Source organism: Marinicella sediminis (assembly GCF_002000055.1).
GTDB classification, from domain to species: domain Bacteria; phylum Pseudomonadota; class Gammaproteobacteria; order Xanthomonadales; family Marinicellaceae; genus Marinicella; species Marinicella sediminis.
On the sequence record NZ_MVBD01000002.1, the window covers coordinates 387,846 to 405,436 of the forward strand.

At 48.4% G+C, this 17,591-nt stretch carries 14 protein-coding genes; 6 read left to right on the plus strand and 8 right to left on the minus strand.

What is annotated here, in order from left to right:
- Nucleotides 1-12: 12 nt before the first annotated feature.
- A complete protein-coding gene (locus B0475_RS04180) occupies nucleotides 13-537 on the plus strand; it encodes an IMPACT family protein (protein ID WP_449288542.1) in 525 nt (174 codons plus the stop codon).
- Here the strand turns inward: B0475_RS04180 and B0475_RS04185 are convergent.
- From B0475_RS04185 to B0475_RS04200, 4 genes are all read right to left on the minus strand, one after another.
- On the minus strand, nucleotides 514-1,569 hold the full coding sequence (locus B0475_RS04185; protein WP_157892700.1) for a lipoprotein N-acyltransferase Lnb domain-containing protein: 1,056 nt from the start codon (nucleotides 1,567-1,569) through the stop codon (nucleotides 514-516). The two genes, B0475_RS04180 and B0475_RS04185, sit on opposite strands and share 24 nt — an antisense overlap.
- A 13-nt stretch (nucleotides 1,570-1,582) precedes the next feature.
- Complete coding sequence (locus tag B0475_RS04190; RefSeq protein WP_077410336.1) at nucleotides 1,583-2,428, minus strand: HlyC/CorC family transporter; 846 nt, start codon at nucleotides 2,426-2,428, stop codon at nucleotides 1,583-1,585.
- A 102-nt stretch (nucleotides 2,429-2,530) separates the two neighbouring features.
- Entirely contained in the window at nucleotides 2,531-3,616 is a 1,086-nt protein-coding gene (locus tag B0475_RS04195; RefSeq protein ID WP_077410338.1) for a hypothetical protein, read from the minus strand.
- 7 nt (nucleotides 3,617-3,623) lie between these two features.
- Complete coding sequence (locus B0475_RS04200) at nucleotides 3,624-4,730, minus strand: SPFH domain-containing protein (protein WP_077410340.1); 1,107 nt, start codon at nucleotides 4,728-4,730, stop codon at nucleotides 3,624-3,626.
- A gap of 101 nt (nucleotides 4,731-4,831) precedes the next feature.
- On the opposite strand from B0475_RS04200, the gene B0475_RS04205 reads away from it, so the two are divergent.
- Entirely contained in the window at nucleotides 4,832-5,332 is a 501-nt protein-coding gene (locus tag B0475_RS04205; protein WP_077410341.1) for a GNAT family N-acetyltransferase, read from the plus strand.
- Here B0475_RS04205 and B0475_RS04210 read toward each other — a convergent pair.
- Both B0475_RS04210 and B0475_RS04215 read right to left on the minus strand, forming a co-directional pair.
- Nucleotides 5,308-7,251, minus strand: coding sequence for a CBS domain-containing protein (locus tag B0475_RS04210; protein ID WP_077410343.1), 1,944 nt, complete (start codon nucleotides 7,249-7,251; stop codon nucleotides 5,308-5,310). The genes B0475_RS04205 and B0475_RS04210 overlap by 25 nt on opposite strands.
- Nucleotides 7,252-7,286: 35 nt before the next feature.
- Nucleotides 7,287-9,131, minus strand: coding sequence for an SLC13 family permease (locus B0475_RS04215; protein ID WP_077410345.1), 1,845 nt, complete (start codon nucleotides 9,129-9,131; stop codon nucleotides 7,287-7,289).
- A 230-nt stretch (nucleotides 9,132-9,361) separates the two neighbouring features.
- On the opposite strand from B0475_RS04215, the gene B0475_RS04220 reads away from it, so the two are divergent.
- The 4 genes from B0475_RS04220 (at nucleotide 9,362) to B0475_RS04235 (ending at nucleotide 14,392) form a co-directional block, all read left to right on the plus strand.
- The gene (locus B0475_RS04220; RefSeq protein WP_077410347.1) at nucleotides 9,362-11,020 is read left to right on the plus strand and encodes an AMP-binding protein; all 1,659 of its coding nucleotides are present in this window, start codon (nucleotides 9,362-9,364) and stop codon (nucleotides 11,018-11,020) included.
- A 342-nt stretch (nucleotides 11,021-11,362) separates the two neighbouring features.
- Nucleotides 11,363-12,385, plus strand: a complete 1,023-nt coding sequence (tdh, locus tag B0475_RS04225; RefSeq protein ID WP_077410349.1) for an L-threonine 3-dehydrogenase — start codon at nucleotides 11,363-11,365, stop codon at nucleotides 12,383-12,385.
- Nucleotides 12,386-12,391: 6 nt separating this feature from the next.
- Nucleotides 12,392-13,558: a glycine C-acetyltransferase gene (kbl, locus tag B0475_RS04230; protein WP_077410351.1), complete on the plus strand. Its 1,167-nt coding sequence runs from the start codon at nucleotides 12,392-12,394 to the stop codon at nucleotides 13,556-13,558.
- 3 nt (nucleotides 13,559-13,561) lie between these two features.
- On the plus strand, nucleotides 13,562-14,392 hold the full coding sequence (locus B0475_RS04235) for a polysaccharide deacetylase family protein (protein ID WP_077410353.1): 831 nt from the start codon (nucleotides 13,562-13,564) through the stop codon (nucleotides 14,390-14,392).
- Here the strand turns inward: B0475_RS04235 and B0475_RS04240 are convergent.
- Nucleotides 14,389-15,672, minus strand: coding sequence for a DUF1501 domain-containing protein (locus tag B0475_RS04240; RefSeq protein ID WP_198538106.1), 1,284 nt, complete (start codon nucleotides 15,670-15,672; stop codon nucleotides 14,389-14,391). The two genes, B0475_RS04235 and B0475_RS04240, sit on opposite strands and share 4 nt — an antisense overlap.
- Nucleotides 15,673-15,693: 21 nt before the next feature.
- Entirely contained in the window at nucleotides 15,694-17,526 is a 1,833-nt protein-coding gene (locus B0475_RS04245) for a DUF1800 domain-containing protein (RefSeq protein ID WP_077410357.1), read from the minus strand.
- Nucleotides 17,527-17,591 lie beyond the last annotated feature (65 nt).

Sequence of the window (17,591 nt, forward strand, 5' to 3'; positions counted from 1 at the left end):
AAAAGCCTGTTCATGGGGGTGTGTTTCCACTGCGATAAGCCGACTGAATTCATGAGTCAACTGGATCAATTTGCCGATCCAGCCGCCACTCACAATTGCTGGGCCTATAAAATCGGTAATGAATACCGTTTCAATGACGATGGAGAGCCCTCAGGCACTGCCGGAAAACCCATACTCGCAGCCCTGGACGGCTCAGGCTTCGATCACATCGGCGCACTGGTCATCAGACATTATGGCGGCATCAAATTGGGTACAGGCGGGCTGGCCAGGGCTTATGGCGGGACCATTGCCAGGTTGTTGCAGGCAGCGCCCTTTACAACGCATTTACCGATGACCACGCTGAAATTGCAGGCTGATTTTCAACACAGCCAGATGATTTTTCAGCTGGTCGCTCAATTGAATGGACAAATCGACGATCAGACTTTCAGTACCAGAGGAGCCACTTTTGTGTTGCGTATTCCGCAGCAACAGGTCTCCGCATTCACTGCAGACATTGATAACCTCACCAAAGGTTCAGGCACCCTGGAAAATATTTGAACGGGGCCGCGGCTGACGCAACACCCAAACCGCCAATACATGTAAGACCAAAAACGGTGTCAGGTACCAAGCCCCCAGGTATAGGGCAATCAGCGACCATAAGACATAACAAAACATCAATATCCGCTTCATCACAGGCCACCAGATCAGCAGCCATGCCAATGGCATGAACAGCAATAAATTGAAATTCATGGAAGCCATTTCATATCCGCCGATCATCCAGAATGCCCCAAGAGTCACGCCGATCAGTGATTGTGAAACCACCAAGATCCAGGCCATGAACCGACGGGTCCGGCCAAAAGCCAATAACACCAAACCAAACCCCAGGATGGCCAGTATGGCACCATGGGTCTGCCATATCATCTGCCAGACAGTAATGGATTGCTGCTGATAAACCAATTGTGTGTGATCAATCTGCTGCTGCATGGACGTTTCCATGGCAGCATATAAATATTCAGGATAGGCCATCAGTTCCCAGGCTGTTCTGGGTTGGTAAGCTGACCAGCCATAAACCAGACTGATGCCCAGGTTCATCCAGCTTTGTTGATTGGCAGGTACCGTCAGTTGATAATGGTTCAGGGCTGTTGGCTGATCAAATTTTCGCTGCAGCCGTCCTTGCCAGACCTGATCAAGTAAATCCCTGATTTTAGTTGAACAATTGTTGTTGAAATAATCGTAATGGTAGCTTTGGTTTTCAGGGAGGATGTGCCAGATCAGGTGTTCTTCAATTTCCTGAATTTGTGTATCACTGAGTTTCAGCTGCTGCACCCAAAAAGAGCGGTTTTGCCACTGGGCCAGCTGCACTTCTTCATTGAGGTCACTGAGGCCGATTTCATAATACATTTGATTATCAATGAATGCTTTGATCAATCCTTCCTGTTCAAAGCTGAAATAACCAAAACCATACACATCCTGATCGATGGCCAGGGCCGTGTGACCAAAAGCAGACCAAAATTCATCACCGGGACCAATGGTGATCAGGCGCACCGTTTTGGCTGACGCCAATGACTGGGCCAGCAACAAAACAAGCAACAGGGAAAACGCCTTAGGTGAAATCAATTTGCACAAATTCTATGCGACGTTTATCAGACTTGATGACTTTAAACCGCAAATCCTCAACCAGAATTTCCTCACCGGTTTCCGGTAAACGACCTGCCACACTGGCCACCAGTCCACCGACGGTATCAAATTCAGCATCGTCAAAGTTGTAGTCAAAGGCTTCATTGAACTCTTCTATGGTGGTCAAGGCATTGATGCGATATTGGTCTTCACTGACCTTCATGATGTATGGATCTTCATGATCATCGTATTCATCATCGATTTCACCGACGATCACTTCAAGGATGTCCTCAATGGTCACCAGACCGGCCACTCCGCCATATTCATCAATGATGATGGCCATGTGATTCCTTGTTGTTCTGAACTCATTCAGTAGAATGTTGACTTGTTTGGATTCAGGGATGACCACCGCTGGCCTGAGGATTTCTTTGAGATTAAAATCATTTTCTTCTTTGACAAATGATTTCAGCACGTCTTTGGCCAACAGGATGCCTTCCAGCTCATCTTTGTCTTCTCCGACCACAGGAAATCTTGAGTGACCTGATTCAACAATGATGGGCAATACCTCTTCGATGTCGGAGGTCAGTGGTATCACCACCATTTGCGCCCTGGGAACCATGACTTGTCTGACCTGTAAATCAGTCACTTTCAATGCCCCTTTCATCATGTTCAGGGCATCCATATCAAGCAAGCCATTCTGATGAGATTCCAAAAGAATTTCCAGCAGATCGTCGCGGTTGCGGGGTTCGTCCGTAAATATATTGGCCAATTTACTCAGCCAGGATTTCTGATGTTCCGGATCAGAATCTTTCCTACTCTGGTCGTCTGTCATTAAGGTTTTTTTGTCACACCTTTTATTAGCTAAACACGTGCTAAGTTTATAGCTTATAAAACCGGATGTCCATCATTGATCAGGTGAATCTCAGGGCTTTTTCTACTGTTGTGTCAACACATAAATCAACGCGGCAATCATTGCCAGCATCATCACTGAGCCGATGATTTTATAGATGCTCCATGGTCGCTCTCCGTGGGCTTTTCCATTCTGACCATTAATCACATAGCGAAACGATTTATTTTTAAAGTTAAAGGCTGAAATCCACATGGGAGCCAGAATCAGCTTAAACCCCACCTCATGGTAAGTGGAATCGATGTGGTGAATGCGCTGATGATCACCTCCTATGTCACGTTTGACCGTTGCCCGGATGGTCTGATACATAACGTCTTTGGCTCTTTTAAAACCTTCCGGCAAACTGACCTGATACAATTCAGACCGAAAACCACTGAGGTATTTTTCATTGTATTCACGGGTTTGAGTTAAATCCCAGACCGATAAAAACCGCTGAAACTTCAATGGCAGGGTAAAACTCCCCAGCACCAGCACATCATCAAACTGATTGAACACCCGTCCCGAACGATGTCGCCAGCGGATTTTGGTCACGGCCTGTCTGCGGCTGACCGTTTTACCGTTCACCTTGACCCTGACGTTTCGGTAAGTGGTGTAATTATCACCCCGTTGACCCTCATATTCACTGTCAACCTGAGCATCAAATGCCCATATAGGCAGGTAGGCACCCAATATGGGTTTGGCCTGGATGGCCTTGCGTTTCAGTGCGGTTGGGGCAAACCACAAACCATTGATCCATTTTTTAAAGGATGCCTCAGCAGCTGACTGCACCACTTCAAAAGGTAACAGCCCATCAGGTGACAATTGCCGTTCATGCTGCACTGGCACCACCACATTCAGATCACAGTAAGGACATTCATCAGCGTGAACATTGTCTGCCAGTACGAAATCAGCCCCACAATTCTCACATTTGAGTTCATGCTGGATGTCACTGGGATCAAAATAATTGATCTGACTGATGGCCGCTTTGTAATCATGCACCAGGTATCGGTCTAGTGCCGATGCTTCGATGGGGTCGACATGACCACAGCTGATGCATTTGAGTGAATGCAGACCAATGGCGTAATCCAGGTCTGAACCACAATGATTACACTTGAAGTGCCGGTATGGAGTCATCCTTGAATTACACGGGCATTGGCGGTGGTTGGTGATGCAGCTGATGAGCCACTTCAGGAACGGTATCGGCAGCAGCCCAATCGCCCATTCCCGCAGACCAGATCAAGGTTTCCGGGGTGATTTTTTGTTGGCCTATCAGATCTGCAACAGCCATCAGGTTGAGCGGCCCTGCCCGCTCGCCATCGATGATGACAAAGTAATGTTTGATTTCTTTGGCCTGCTCCGGAACAGGAGGCGGGGCCAGAGGATCTGTGTCATCTCCTTTGGTCATCGCCTGACCAAAAGACTGCGCCATTCCAAACCCCATACCCATGGCCAAACCACCTCCGGCAGCACCCTGGTTATTGGCCGCATCCCGCATGGATTGTGCCTGTTGATAACGGGTAAAACGATTCAAGTCACCAACTGCAATTGAACTGGCCCGTTCATCGAGGGCTTTTTCCACTGCCTCAGGCACCGATACATTCTCCACCAGCATGGTTTCCAAAGACAAACCAAAGGCGGTAAACATGGGCTGAATCTGATCGGTCAAAAAGGCCCCAAGATCATCATAGCTGGCCGCCAGATCCAACACGGGCACACCTGATTCACTGACCACCTTGGCAAACCCGGTGACCACCAGATTTTTGAGTTGGCCGATGATTTCTTCCAGCACGAAGTGTCCGTCGGTGCCGACAATTTCTGACAACATGGTGCGTGGGTCTTTGACGCGAAAGGCATAACTTCCGAAGGCCCGGACGCGGATCACGCCAAATTCGCGGTCACGCAAAATCAGCGGATTGCGCAAGCCCCATTTCATGTCGGTGAACACCCGGGTATTGAAAAAATAAACTTCAGCCTTGAATGGACTTTCAAAACCATGCTTCCAGCCTTGCAATGAAGACAGAATCGGCACATTGGCTGTGTTCAGTTCATACAGGCCGGGTTCGAACACATCCGCCACTTCTCCTTCGTTGACCAAAACCGCCATCTGACCCTCTCTGACTGTCAGCATGGCGCCATTCTTGATTTCATTTCCATACCTTGGAAACCGGTATGCCAACGTGTGCTGAGTGTCATCCGTCCACTCAATGACATCCACCAATTCACCAAATAATTTATCCCAAATACCCATTTATTTTCCCTTGCTGCAAAAATGAATTATTATACACAAAACCGAACCACATCAGCAGTGCCTGAAGTGACAGATAACCAACCAGACACCATTGAAACCAAATGAATGACCACAGCACTTCTTCCGCACTGACCATCAGCCGACACCAGCACTCACTGGGCACTTATTTTAAATCCCTGAATGAAGAATGGCTGACACGCTTTTTTGTCATTGAACCTATCGATCAACAGGTGTTGTCTCACCCGGAAAAAATCATTCAGGAAGGGGGTCAGATTCTGTATGCCAAACTCGGACAACAGGTGGTGGGCTGTGTTGCTCTCAAACACCACGGCAAAGGGGTTTTTGAGTTGACTAAAATGGCTGTCACAGCCCAGAGTCAGGCCAAAGGCATCGGTGCTGAACTGATGACCCAATGCATACAAGAGTTCGGTGAACTCGGTGGAAAACAACTGTATCTGGAATCACATTCTTCATTGGCACCAGCGATCAAACTCTACGAACGTTTTGGCTTTGTTCGCAAAGCCCATCCATTTGAATCCGAATATCAACGCAGCGATTATTACATGTTATATCAACCTCAGGAATCTTTTGCGGATTCATGAAGGTTGAGCTTCTTGCGATAGGCTTTCAGATCTGCCTCCAGTAACTGGCTGGCTATTTTGATCAGGTCATACTCGGTTATCACACCGACCAGCCGGTCATTTTCCACCACTGGCAAACAGCTGACCCGTTTTTCACGCATGATTTGAATGGCTTCTACTGTGGTGGTTTTGGGGTTGGCTGAAATTGGATGATCGTTCATGATTTCGCTGATAGCAGTGGCTTTGTTGTTGTCACCATCCACCACCTTTTTCAGGATTGAGCGGTGTGAAACCAGTCCAACCAATTCGCCTTCATCATTTTCCACAGGCACGTGCCGCACCCGCTTCCAATCCATGATGCTGGCTGCCAGATCCATGGAATCATCCGGCCGCACCGTCAATAATTTAGTGGTCATGAACTGACCGACCAATAAAAAGCCGGCCCGCCAGTCCGTTCTTTTGTCAGCATGTGCCAGTGGCCATTGATGGATGGGGTTGTCCACTGCCTGCTGTTGATCCATTTCAGCCACAATGGACCTGACTTTTTCATCCGGGTGAATGTCCTTATCCATTTCAGTGATTGACCGTATGGCCCACTGTGCACCGGTTTGCTTGTTGTCTACCCGTTGAGCAATGATTGACAGGTATTTTTCAATGTCATCCTTATCCAGTCCGGATTGTCGTAATCCCCTGTCCGCTATGGGCAACAATTCATCCCTGATCAGCCGGGTGGCTGAAACACTGTCTCCATTGAGCCAGGTAAAATGGCATTCAAGACCCGTGCGACAGGCCTGTAAAAAGTTATTTCTGGCATGAGAAAAACGCATGTTGCTGGTGATGTCATGATCACCCTGACTCATGCCAGACATCAAGCCAAAATAAAATGCTGAGTTGGCCACTTCATCAATCACCGAAGGACCAGACGGCAGCACCCGATTCTCGATGCGCAGGTGAGGCACATTGTCCTTAACTCCATAGCAGGGCCGATTCCAGCGATATACGGTACCATTGTGTAGCATCAGGGCTTTGAGTTTCGGCATTTCACCCGCCTGCACCATGGCCACCGGGTCCTCTTCATATTCAGATGTCAGCACCACTGAAAAACGAGAGATGTCGTCTCTGAACACATCCACAATACTTTCGATCCATTCATTGCCAAAATGAACCCGCGGTTGGGTACCTCTTTTCTGATGGGTGGTAGAACGGGTGTCAATGGAATTTTGAAACACCGCTATTCTGGACTCATGCCACAACCGGTAGTGATGGATCAACCCGGAATTCACAGCCAGTGCCATCAGCGGGCCGGTCACTGCCTGAGACAGGTTGTACATGTCCACAAATTCGTTACCGGATACCTGAAAATGCACCTGAAAACTGGTATTCATCGCTTCCAGTAAAAAATTATCATGGGTGACTGACAGTTCGTCCACGCCACGAATATCCATTCTGAAATCAGAACCCCGTATTTCTTTTAAGCGGTCATTCAACTCATAGTATCGGTCGACTGGCGTGATGCTGTCCATGGTCAAATCCATTTGCCTCAAGGTTGGCAAAATGCCAGCCAGAATAATCCTGGAGTCATGCACACCGGCATGGTGACGGGCGATGGAAATGACTTCTTTGATCTCCTCTTCCATTTCCCGCAGGCATTTTCCGGTGAATTTCCTTGGCGTTAGATTGGCTTCAATATTAAACAGCGCAATCTCATTGGTAAACCGATCGTCATTGATGTCGTTGAGGATTTCTAGCGCTGTCAGATTGGGGCTGTAATCACCATCGGTGATGAACATTTCCTGCTCAGCCCCGATGCGTCTGGCCCCGGATTCGATCAAGCCCTGGTCAATCATCAGTTCCAACGCCCTTAAATCATTCAGTACCGCGCGGGTAAACAACCGCTTGGCTTCGTTATCTCCCCCTCTGGAAATATTTTGTTCACCCATAGCTCGCCTCTTTATGGTGGTGGTTTTCTTTTATTCTAATACAATTGATAGATCCAGGTCAGCATCCCAGTCAACATCGCCCAGGTAATGATGGTCAATGGCACACCCACTTTGACAAAATCAATGAACTTATAACCACCTGCATTCATCACCAGCAGGTTGGTCTGATAAGCCATCGGCGTGGCGTAACTGAGGTTGGCACCAAATAACACCGCCAGTACAAAGGGCTCTACAGGCATGCCAAGTCGCTGAGCAATACTCACCGCAATCGGTGTGCCAATCACTGCCGCGGCATTGTTGGAAATGACATTGGTCATGATGGCCATTGAAAACATCAGGATTCCCAGTACCACCCCAGGTGCAAACCCCGAAGTCGATACCACAAATAAGTTAGCCAGGTAATCGGCGCCACCTGTGGCCATCAGAGCAGCACCCAGCGCCAATGAAGCCACAATAATGAAAATCACCTGAGCACTCAGTGCGTGGGTGGCATCACGCCAACGCAGGCAGCCGGTAGCAATCATCACGAAGCAACCCACCACCGCACTAATGGATATGGGCAGTATGTTGAAAGCCGCCAGTCCAACCACCGCGGCCATCACTGCCAGCGCCAACGGTGCTTTGCGGGTATGCGGTAATTCCTCACCACCATCCAGTACCAGCAACGAACCGGTGGTTTTGACCTCCTGGATCGCTTTATGGGTTCCCTGGACCAGCAATACATCGCCTGGTCTGAAGATGATGTCATCCATGCCTTTGGATGCTGCGGTGGTCTCCTTACCCTGCGAATGAACTGCCAATAGAGTCAGGCCATATTTACTGTTCAGCCTTGAATCACCGACCCGCACCCGGTCCAGCAGTGATCCGGAAGTGATCACCAGCTCGGCAATCGACTGATCCCCGGCCGACAATGGATGCGACTCATCCACCTGATGTTCACCGGTATACAGAGCACCACCCAGTTCCACTTCATATTCACGCAGGTTATCGGCCGTGTCACTGACCACCAGGCGGTCTCCGGCTTTGATCACCACATCGGGTAATGTTGCAATGGACAAACCCTCGCCCCTGACAATTCGCTGGATTGAAATTTTGCCATCCACTTTGTCGCGTATTTCGGCCAGGGTTTTGCCATCAGCAAAGCCACCTTCATTGACGTGTATTTCTGCTGAAAACATCCTCGGCGAAGTGTCTTTCAATGGTGGTGAGCGGTCGGGCAGTATCCTCGGAACAATCAGCCACAGGTACAACACAGCCACAACCCCGGTGATGGTCACTGGCAACACGAAATCAAACATGCCAAATTCAGGCACACCCAAGCCTTCAGCCACTTTCACCACCAACAGATTGGTTGAGGTACCAATGGTGGTGGCCATACCTCCCAGCAAAGTGGCCAGTCCCATCGGCATCAGGGTCCCTGCTGAAGACTGACCCGTACGCAGCGACACACTGATCAACACCGGTAACAACAACACCACAATCGGGGTATTGTTAACAAAAGCACTGAGCACCGCTCCAGTCACCAGGGTCAGTAACAGCGACAACGAGGGGCTCATTTTCCAGATTTTTGCCAAATACCGGCCAATCGGCTCCATCGCACCGGTTCTGACCAATGCCTGACCAGCCACCATGAGGGCACATACCGCAATCAATGCTTCATTGCCAAACCCGAGGAAGAATGTTTTGATCGGGAAAATTGAACCGTCATTCAACTGATAGGGGAACACATGAAAGCCCAGGATTAGTGCACAGAGCACGAATAAACTGGATGTCTGCAACGGAATGCGGTCATTGGCAAACAAAATCAGTGCCACCAATGTCAGTATCAACACCCCCAGTGAATGGGGTTGCAGGGTATTGGCTAAAACTTCAGATTCCATATAAGACAGGATTAGAGATGAGCTTAAAGTCTATCAAATTGGTAGATAAAAGTCATAAAAACATTTATCATGAAAAAGCCGGATTGACATAAAACGGACACATTATGTGTCAACATAATAACGATTAATTCTGCATCAAATGACAGTGGGGACTGACAAAAACACAGACATCAAGCATGACTCAGTGTCGCTCCGCACAGCTATCAACAACCACACAATTAAGGGGTGATATGACAACTGAAAGACCTTGGTTAAAGCAATACCGGCCCGGTGTTCCGGCTGAAGTGGGCGAACTGCCATACGAAACCGCAGCTGACATGATGATTGATGCCTGCCAAAAGTATCAGACTCAGGATGCTTTCGTGAATTTTGGCAAGGCCATGACTTACCAGCAACTGGATGAATACAGTCAACAATTGGCGGCTTTTTTGCAGGCACATTTCAAAACCGGTGATTCAATTGCCATCATGATGCCCAATGTATTGCAATACCCCATCGCGGTATTGGGTATCCTGCGGGCAGGCATGGTGGTGACCAATGTCAACCCTTTGTACACCCCAAGAGAACTTAAACATCAATTGAATGATGCAGCTGCCAAAGCCATCATTGTGATTGAAAATACCGCCTGTACGTTATCTGAGGTGATTGAAGAAACCGGTGTTCAACAGGTCATCACCGCCACCATCGGAGAAATGATTGGCGGTCTGAAAGGCAGCATCATGGATTTCATGATCAAAAGGGTCAAGAAAATGGTGCCACCGTTTGATTTACCTGGTGCAATCACCTTCAAAGAAGCCCTCAAACAGGGTAAGTCTCTGGCTTACACACCTGTCAAGCGCACCCTGGATGACATTGCTTTTTTACAATACACAGGTGGCACCACTGGGGTTTCAAAAGGCGCCATGCTGACCAATCGCAACATGGTTTCCAACGTCACACAAACACGTTTATGGATTTCCAATGAGATTGTCGATGGTGATGAAATCATCATCACTGCATTACCGCTTTATCATATTTTTGCACTGACTGCTAACTGCCTGACTTTTTGCCAGTATGGGGCGAAAAACATCCTCATCACCAATCCCAGAGACATGCCTGGCTTTGTCAAGGAACTGGGACAGCACAAATTCACCGTATTAACTGGCGTCAATACCTTATTCAACGGATTACTGAACACCCCTGGTTTTGATCAGCTGGACTTCTCATCATTCAAATTTGCCCTGGGTGGCGGCATGGCCGTTCAAAAAGCCACGGCGATGAAATGGAAGGAAGTCACCGGTGTAACCCTGGCTGAAGCCTATGGCTTAACAGAAACCTCTCCAGCCGCCTGTATGAACCTCATTCCGATGTCAGAATACAATGGCACCATCGGACTGCCAATTCCGTCCACCGAATGCCAGATACAAGACGATGACGGCAACCCCTTACCCATCGGTGAAGCCGGTGAACTGTGCATCAAAGGTCCTCAGGTGATGCTTGGGTATCTGAACCGTCCTGATGAGACTGCCAAAACCATCGTTGACGGATGGCTAAAAACCGGTGACATTGCTGTGATGGATGAGCAGGGCTATTTTAAAATAGTTGATCGTAAAAAAGACATGATTCTGGTTTCCGGTTTCAATGTTTTCCCCAATGAAATCGAAGATGCCGCTTGTCTGCATCCAGACATCATTGAATCTGCTGCCATCGGTTTACCGGATGAGAAATCGGGAGAAGTGGTTAAACTATTTGTGGTTCGTGGATCAGAGGATCTCAACGAAAAAGATGTGATTGACCATTGCCGTGCCAATCTGACTGGCTACAAAGTCCCTAAACTGATCGAATTCAGGGAAGAACTGCCCAAAAGCAACGTGGGCAAAATTCTTCGCAAAGACCTGAGACCTGATTGACACATTGCGGTGCGTATTTGTTATCACAGCTACGCACCCTACCCCCAAAAAGTTTATAATATGCGCTGTTTTTGAAGGGCTGAAGATTTGCTCTGCCGCCGATCTGGTCAAGTTAGGCTGCTGATGAAATCCAGGTGTGTAAATCCCATCAGGTACCATTGATGAATTGATCCACATACCCAAGCACCAGCAATCCAGCCGGATGAATGTTTGATCACTCGACATGATCACCACAGCCACCTTCATTTTTGGTAACCGTACGTGAATGACACACCGGGGTCATTCCATCATTAATCATGCCGCCTGAACCACTTCAGCGGCCGGGAAAGTGAATACAAACACATGAAAGCACTGGTCAAAAAACGCCCTGAAGAGGGCATCTGGATGGATGAAGTACCCATGCCGGAAATGGGGCACAACGATGTCCTGATCAAAGTCGAAAAAACCGCCATATGCGGTACCGACTTACACATTTACAAATGGGATGAGTGGTCTGCCAAAACCATCAAACCACCACTGGTTATCGGCCATGAATTTGTTGGCCACATTGTTGATATGGGTAGCGAAGTAACCGGATATGAAGTTGGCCAGCGAGTCAGTGCTGAGGGTCACATCGTCTGTGGCGTCTGTCGCAACTGCCGAGCCGGCACACCTCACCTGTGCCCCAACACTGAAGGCATCGGCGTAACCCGAAACGGAGCTTTTGCGGAATACCTCACCATGCCAGTACAAAATCTATGGCCGGTGCCTGACAGCATACCATCGAAACTGGCGGCTTTTTTCGATCCATTTGGTAACGCCGCACACTGTGCACTTGAATACGACATGGTTGGTGAAGATGTTTTGATTACCGGGGCCGGACCCATCGGCATCATTGCCACTGGCATTTGTAAACACGTCGGTGCACGTAATGTGGTCATCACAGACGTCAATGATTACCGCCTGTCACTGGCCGAAAAAATGGGCGCCACGCGCTGCGTCAATGTGACCAGGGAAAAACTTTCTGAAGTGATGCATGACATGAACATCACTGGATTTGACCTTGGCATGGAAATGTCCGGCAACCCGATGGCATTCAACGACATGCTCGACAATATGTACAATGGGGGAAAAATCACCTTGCTGGGGATGTTACCTGACAGCACTCAGATCAACTGGGACAACATCATTTTCAAAGGCCTGTCAGTGAAAGGCATTACTGGTCGGAAAATGTATGAAACCTGGTACAAGATGACTCAATTACTGTTATCAGGCTTTCCTCTGGAACAAGCCCTCACCCATGAAATTCACATCGACAACTTCCAACAAGGATTTGACCTGATGGCCTCTGGCCAGTGTGGCAAAGTTGTCTGTAGCTGGAGCTGATGCACCATGAAAAATTACTCAGAAATCATTCAAGACATAAAAGATGAAGGCTTGTATAAAAGTGAGCGAATCATCACCAGCCCCCAATCCTCACACATAGAGTTGCCCGGCGGTCAGAAAGTCATCAACTTTTGTGCCAATAATTACCTGGGACTGGCTGATCATCCAGCGATCATAAAGGCCGCAAAAAAAGCCCTTGATACCCATGGTTTTGGCATGGCCTCAGTCAGATTCATCTGTGGCACCCAGGATTTACACAAAGAACTGGAAGATAAAATCAGCCAATTCTTTGGCACCGGTGACACCATCCTTTACACCTCCTGTTTTGATGCCAATGGCGGTTTATTCGAAACCATACTTGATCAAGAGGATGCCGTGATCAGTGATGAACTGAACCACGCTTCTATCATCGATGGCGTGCGGCTTTGCAAAGCCCAGCGCCATCGCTACAAAAACAATGACATGGCTGAACTGGAAGAAAAGCTGAAAGCCACTCAGGATTGTAAACAACGCCTGATCGTCACCGACGGTGTGTTCAGTATGGATGGCACCATCGCCAACCTGAAAGCCATCACCGATCTGGCTGAACAATATGACGCCATGGTTGTGGTGGATGACTCACATGCCACCGGTTTTATCGGGGCCACCGGCAGGGGATCTGCTGAACTGGATGGCGTGATGGACAAAGTGGATGTGTTCACTTCAACATTGGGTAAAGCCCTTGGCGGTGGCTCAGGCGGATTCACTACGGGCAAAAAAGAAATCATTGAATTACTGCGCCAACGATCCAGGCCCTATCTGTTTTCCAACACCCTGCCCCCACCATTGGTAGCTGCCAGTATCAAAGTCTTTGACATTCTCAATGAGTCCACTGAATTGCGTGACCAACTGGAACGCAACACCACTTATTTCAGAAAAAAAATCGTTGAACTTGGATACACCGTATCTGGTGACAATCATCCGATCACACCTATCATGCTGGGTGATGCCAGACTGGCTAAGAACATGGCTGATCGCTTACTAGAGCTGGGCATTTATTGCATTGGCTTCAGTTATCCGGTGGTTCCAAAAGGCAAAGCCCGGATCAGGCTGCAAATTTCTGCCGCCCACTCGCAGAACGACTTGGACATCGCCCTGGATGCCTTTGCCCAGGTAAAAAAAGAATTTGTGTAAACCATGAAAGGGCTGCGCATACCGGTTCTCACTTATCATGCCAACAACATCACCGGCACTGCTTATGCTGAAAATGACCACACGGCGCTGAAAACAGACCTGAACACCCTTCATGAACATGGTTTTCAGGTCATACCGCTGTTGTGGGTGGCTGAATGGGTACAGGGAAAGCGCAACTTGGGTGAACTGAATAATGGCAAACTGGTAGCCATCAGCTGTGATGATGGCCTCAATCTTGATTATGAATCCGGAAATTTTCTTGACCAGGGTCAACAACCAGGTTTTTTTCAGATACTGCAATCCTTCATCGACGAGGTGGGTAAAGAACGTCAACCCCATGCGCACCTCACCAGTTTTGTCATTGCATCACCCAAAGCCAGACGAGCCATTGAGTCTCATTCATTAGAGGGCCAGCAATTGATGTCAGATAAGTGGTGGAAAGCAGCCAGTGATTCCCCACTGTTCAGTATAGAAAATCACTCTTGGGACCACCGGCATCCTGCCATTTATGATCACCGCGAGGCAGACTTCAGAAACATCAATTGTGAGACACTGGCTGATCAGCAAATACTGTTTGCCGGACAGCAAATCACCAAAAACACTGGCCTGGACTGCCAATTATTTTGCTTCCCATTTGGTCAATACAATGAATACCTGATCAAACAATACCTCCCTGAACAACAACAAAAGCACCAGCTGACTGGTGCTTTCAGTTGTGATCCCAAAGCGGTGACTCGGGACTCTAACCCTTGGTGTTTACCGCGGTTTGTCTGTGGACTGCACTGGCAGTCCACAGCTGATCTCACCCAACTGGTTCTGGGTATTACTGATTAGTCAAATCCACCACGGAAAATCATATCAGATGGCACAAAATCCATGGACACATGGTTGTTATAACCAGGGAACACCTGATCCAGATTTGGATTACCCAACACTTCTTTGACTATGGTCGAATATACCTGACGGTAATCAATTTCCGGAGACACGTCTTCACCATCAAACAAATCATCATTCGAAAGTCCGGCAAAATTACCATATGACTGGCCACCGTTGACCCGACCACCAAGCACCAGCATGATGTTACCGGAGCCATGATCAGTACCACTACCACCCTCTCCGTTTTGTCTGGCACGACGGCCGAATTCACTGTGAATCACCACGGTTACCTGATCAGCCAGACCCGCAGCTTTCAGGTCATTGTACATGGCTGCAACACAATCTGACATGTCAGTCACTTTGTTGAAGAAAAAGCCACCCCCACCATCACCCTGGCCGTTATGGGTATCCCAGCCACCCAAGTCTGCGGTGGCCACATTGATATTCAGATCTGCTCTGATCAGTTGAGCTATCAAAGACAGTTGATCACCAAAACTGGTATCAGGATAAGTCACTCCACCTGCCGGGGTGTAGTTATCCAAATCCAGTTCATTGATAATGGCCAATGTGTCCATGGCTCCCGAAACAGACAAATCCAGGGCGCTGTTACCGGCATACATGTCAGCAATTGAAGCCGCATGTTGTGCCTCAAATTGTCCTGAGTTGGGGTGATAACCACTGACTTGATCGACGGTCAATGCGTTGTAATATGATTGCAGACTGATGGGGTTTGAACCCGCTGAAACCAACACCGGAATCACTTCATTGCCAGTGATTTGCGGTGTGCTGTTCAAATGTCTGGTTAACCAGCCATCCACCGTACTCAAACTGGTTGGGGTACCCAGTTCAACCAGTTTCATGGCATCAAAGTGACTGCGTGTTACATTATTCTGTGGCAAACCAGTGCCATGAATAATTGCCAGATCACCAGATAAATACAGATCTCTCAACCCACTGGCAGCCGGATGGAAGCCAAAGACTTCACCAATGTCCAATACCGGATTGGTGATATTGGCACCTGGCAAAGGAACCTGAATATTGGGTCTGATTTGCTCATAGACCGTTCTGTCGGGACCTGACCAGGGCGGCACCACATTCAACCCATCCATCCCACCTCGCATGAACAAATCAATGATGATGGGCTGACTGGATGGCGCCGAACCACCGGCGCGAGCCACTTTAACGCCAGAAAAGGCACTCAGCAACGCTGCTGACTGTAAAAATGTTCTTCGTTTCATATTTGTCATCAGTGTGCTCCTTCAACGTTGCATAAAATAAGGCGATGCCAGAATCAGGCTGATCATACCTCTGAGGCGTTCATGCCAGCGATAAGGCCAGTTGTTGTCTTCCAGGTCGTCAAATGGAATGGTCAGATTCCTTTGCCAGGGCGGATAAGACCCGTCAGATGGTTGCTGAATCATGAAATTGATGATTGACTCAAACACGGGGTCACCAGACCAGCCACCTGCTGGTGAGTGATCAAAAATTTTGCTCATCCAGAACTCAATCAAATTTTCCGGTGTCAGATTGGCTTGCTGATTTTGGTATTCAGCCAGTGTTTCAACCCTGATTGGACACAAATAAACACCAGAATTATTGCGGTCAATCAACCAATCCATGGTTTTCCAGGTCTGGATCAGTGCCGTGGAACTCATCCAATAACCTGAAGCGGAAGGATACCCATCAGGCGCCTGCCACTCAAAAGGAAAATGCCCGGTGTCATCCATGCGGTATTCCAGGGTGTTACTGTTATCGTCATCTGGTTTAACTGTGAAATCAGCCTGACAGGCCCGCATGGCAGAAACCACCGAATCAAAAGGCCGCTTCAACTTGGACTGCCAGTAAGTTGGGTTGGCAAATTCAGCGTGGTTGAATAATGCTTTGAATACCAATTCCAGTTGATTAGCGGCATAGCGGTTGTCGTAAAAAACAGTCGCCACATCATCAATCACATTTTGTGGTGGCTGATCACTGATGAAAAAGCGCGCCAATTTACCAGCAATGTGTTTGGCGGTACCGGGGTGATAAGCCAGCAGTTCGATCAGGTCATAACCATCCTGTACTTGCTGATTGGCCGGAATATTGGCAAAGCCACCCACCAACACAGATTTCTGGAAGCGGTCATGACGGTTATCATCATACATAAACTCGCCCGTATCGCCCAGGCTGCTGGAATCATTGACCCGCCAGCCGGTCAGGCAACGAGTGGCTTCATAGACATCACTGTCGACGTAAAACTCCTGAATCATGCCACTGGCTGGCCATGGCCCACCAGAGTCACTGACCTGAATTTGCGGCACTTCATGCTGCTGGGCCAAACCATAATAGTTTTCCACACCCAGGGTGTGTAATTCAATCAACTCACGGGCATAGTTCTCATTGGGTTCGGAATCTGAATTGTTATAATTATCGAGGTAATACAGCATCGCAGGGTGTTGGGCCGTATCAATCAGAAAATCTTTAAAGTTACCAAGCATGTGGGTCCTGATCACATCACGATCCCAACTGGTCATGGTTGACCGGGCATAATAATCATCACCATCAAGGCTGAAATGATCATGCCAAAAATCAGCAATGCGTTCCTGCAAAGGAAAAAGACTGTAAGCAGCCCGCAGGAATTTCAAACGCTTCATTTCATAAATGGGCCTTGAAGAGCTCATCAATCCGGAACCGGAGTTCACATGGTGATCACTCCACATTTGAACCAAAGACTTGTTCAGGGTCACGTAATTGCCAGCATCGGCTATTCTGGCATTGACCTCAACATCGTTACCACCGGCTAATTGCTGATCCACAAAATGAGACAATTTATCGGCATTCGTGGCACCTGGCAAAGCCGCAAAGCTGGATTCATCAAACTCCCCGGGAGTGATGCCATAGCCCAAACGGGCATATACCATGTGTGCAAAAGATTGTTGTGGCAGCGGTACTGCACGGATACCAGTTGGTGTTGCCTGGGTGTTACGAGGGGTTCCGGAGCTGCTGGGTGTTGACTGTGACGCAGCCCGGTTGGCCCCGGGAACCGCTGTCAAAGCGGCCGCTGCCAGACCAGCTGCCACCAGCTGTCTCCTGTGTTTAGATTCTTGTTTCATGGCTACTCAATTCAAATGACTTGAATTCAGTTTAAAAATGCGCCACAAAATTAATGTGATTACGG

Coding starts and splice junctions, on each gene's coding strand:
- B0475_RS04240 (WP_198538106.1), bottom strand. CDS start 15,672: ATGAAACGAAGAACATTTTTACAGTCAGCAGCGTTGCTGAGTGCCTTT.
- B0475_RS04245 (WP_077410357.1), bottom strand. CDS start 17,526: ATGAAACAAGAATCTAAACACAGGAGACAGCTGGTGGCAGCTGGTCTG.
- kbl (WP_077410351.1), top strand. CDS start 12,392: ATGAAAAATTACTCAGAAATCATTCAAGACATAAAAGATGAAGGCTTG.
- B0475_RS04215 (WP_077410345.1), bottom strand. CDS start 9,131: ATGGAATCTGAAGTTTTAGCCAATACCCTGCAACCCCATTCACTGGGG.
- tdh (WP_077410349.1), top strand. CDS start 11,363: ATGAAAGCACTGGTCAAAAAACGCCCTGAAGAGGGCATCTGGATGGAT.
- B0475_RS04180 (WP_449288542.1), top strand. CDS start 13: ATGGGGGTGTGTTTCCACTGCGATAAGCCGACTGAATTCATGAGTCAA.
- B0475_RS04235 (WP_077410353.1), top strand. CDS start 13,562: ATGAAAGGGCTGCGCATACCGGTTCTCACTTATCATGCCAACAACATC.
- B0475_RS04200 (WP_077410340.1), bottom strand. CDS start 4,730: ATGGGTATTTGGGATAAATTATTTGGTGAATTGGTGGATGTCATTGAG.
- B0475_RS04210 (WP_077410343.1), bottom strand. CDS start 7,251: ATGGGTGAACAAAATATTTCCAGAGGGGGAGATAACGAAGCCAAGCGG.
- B0475_RS04190 (WP_077410336.1), bottom strand. CDS start 2,428: ATGACAGACGACCAGAGTAGGAAAGATTCTGATCCGGAACATCAGAAA.
- B0475_RS04220 (WP_077410347.1), top strand. CDS start 9,362: ATGACAACTGAAAGACCTTGGTTAAAGCAATACCGGCCCGGTGTTCCG.
- B0475_RS04205 (WP_077410341.1), top strand. CDS start 4,832: ATGAATGACCACAGCACTTCTTCCGCACTGACCATCAGCCGACACCAG.
- B0475_RS04195 (WP_077410338.1), bottom strand. CDS start 3,616: ATGACTCCATACCGGCACTTCAAGTGTAATCATTGTGGTTCAGACCTG.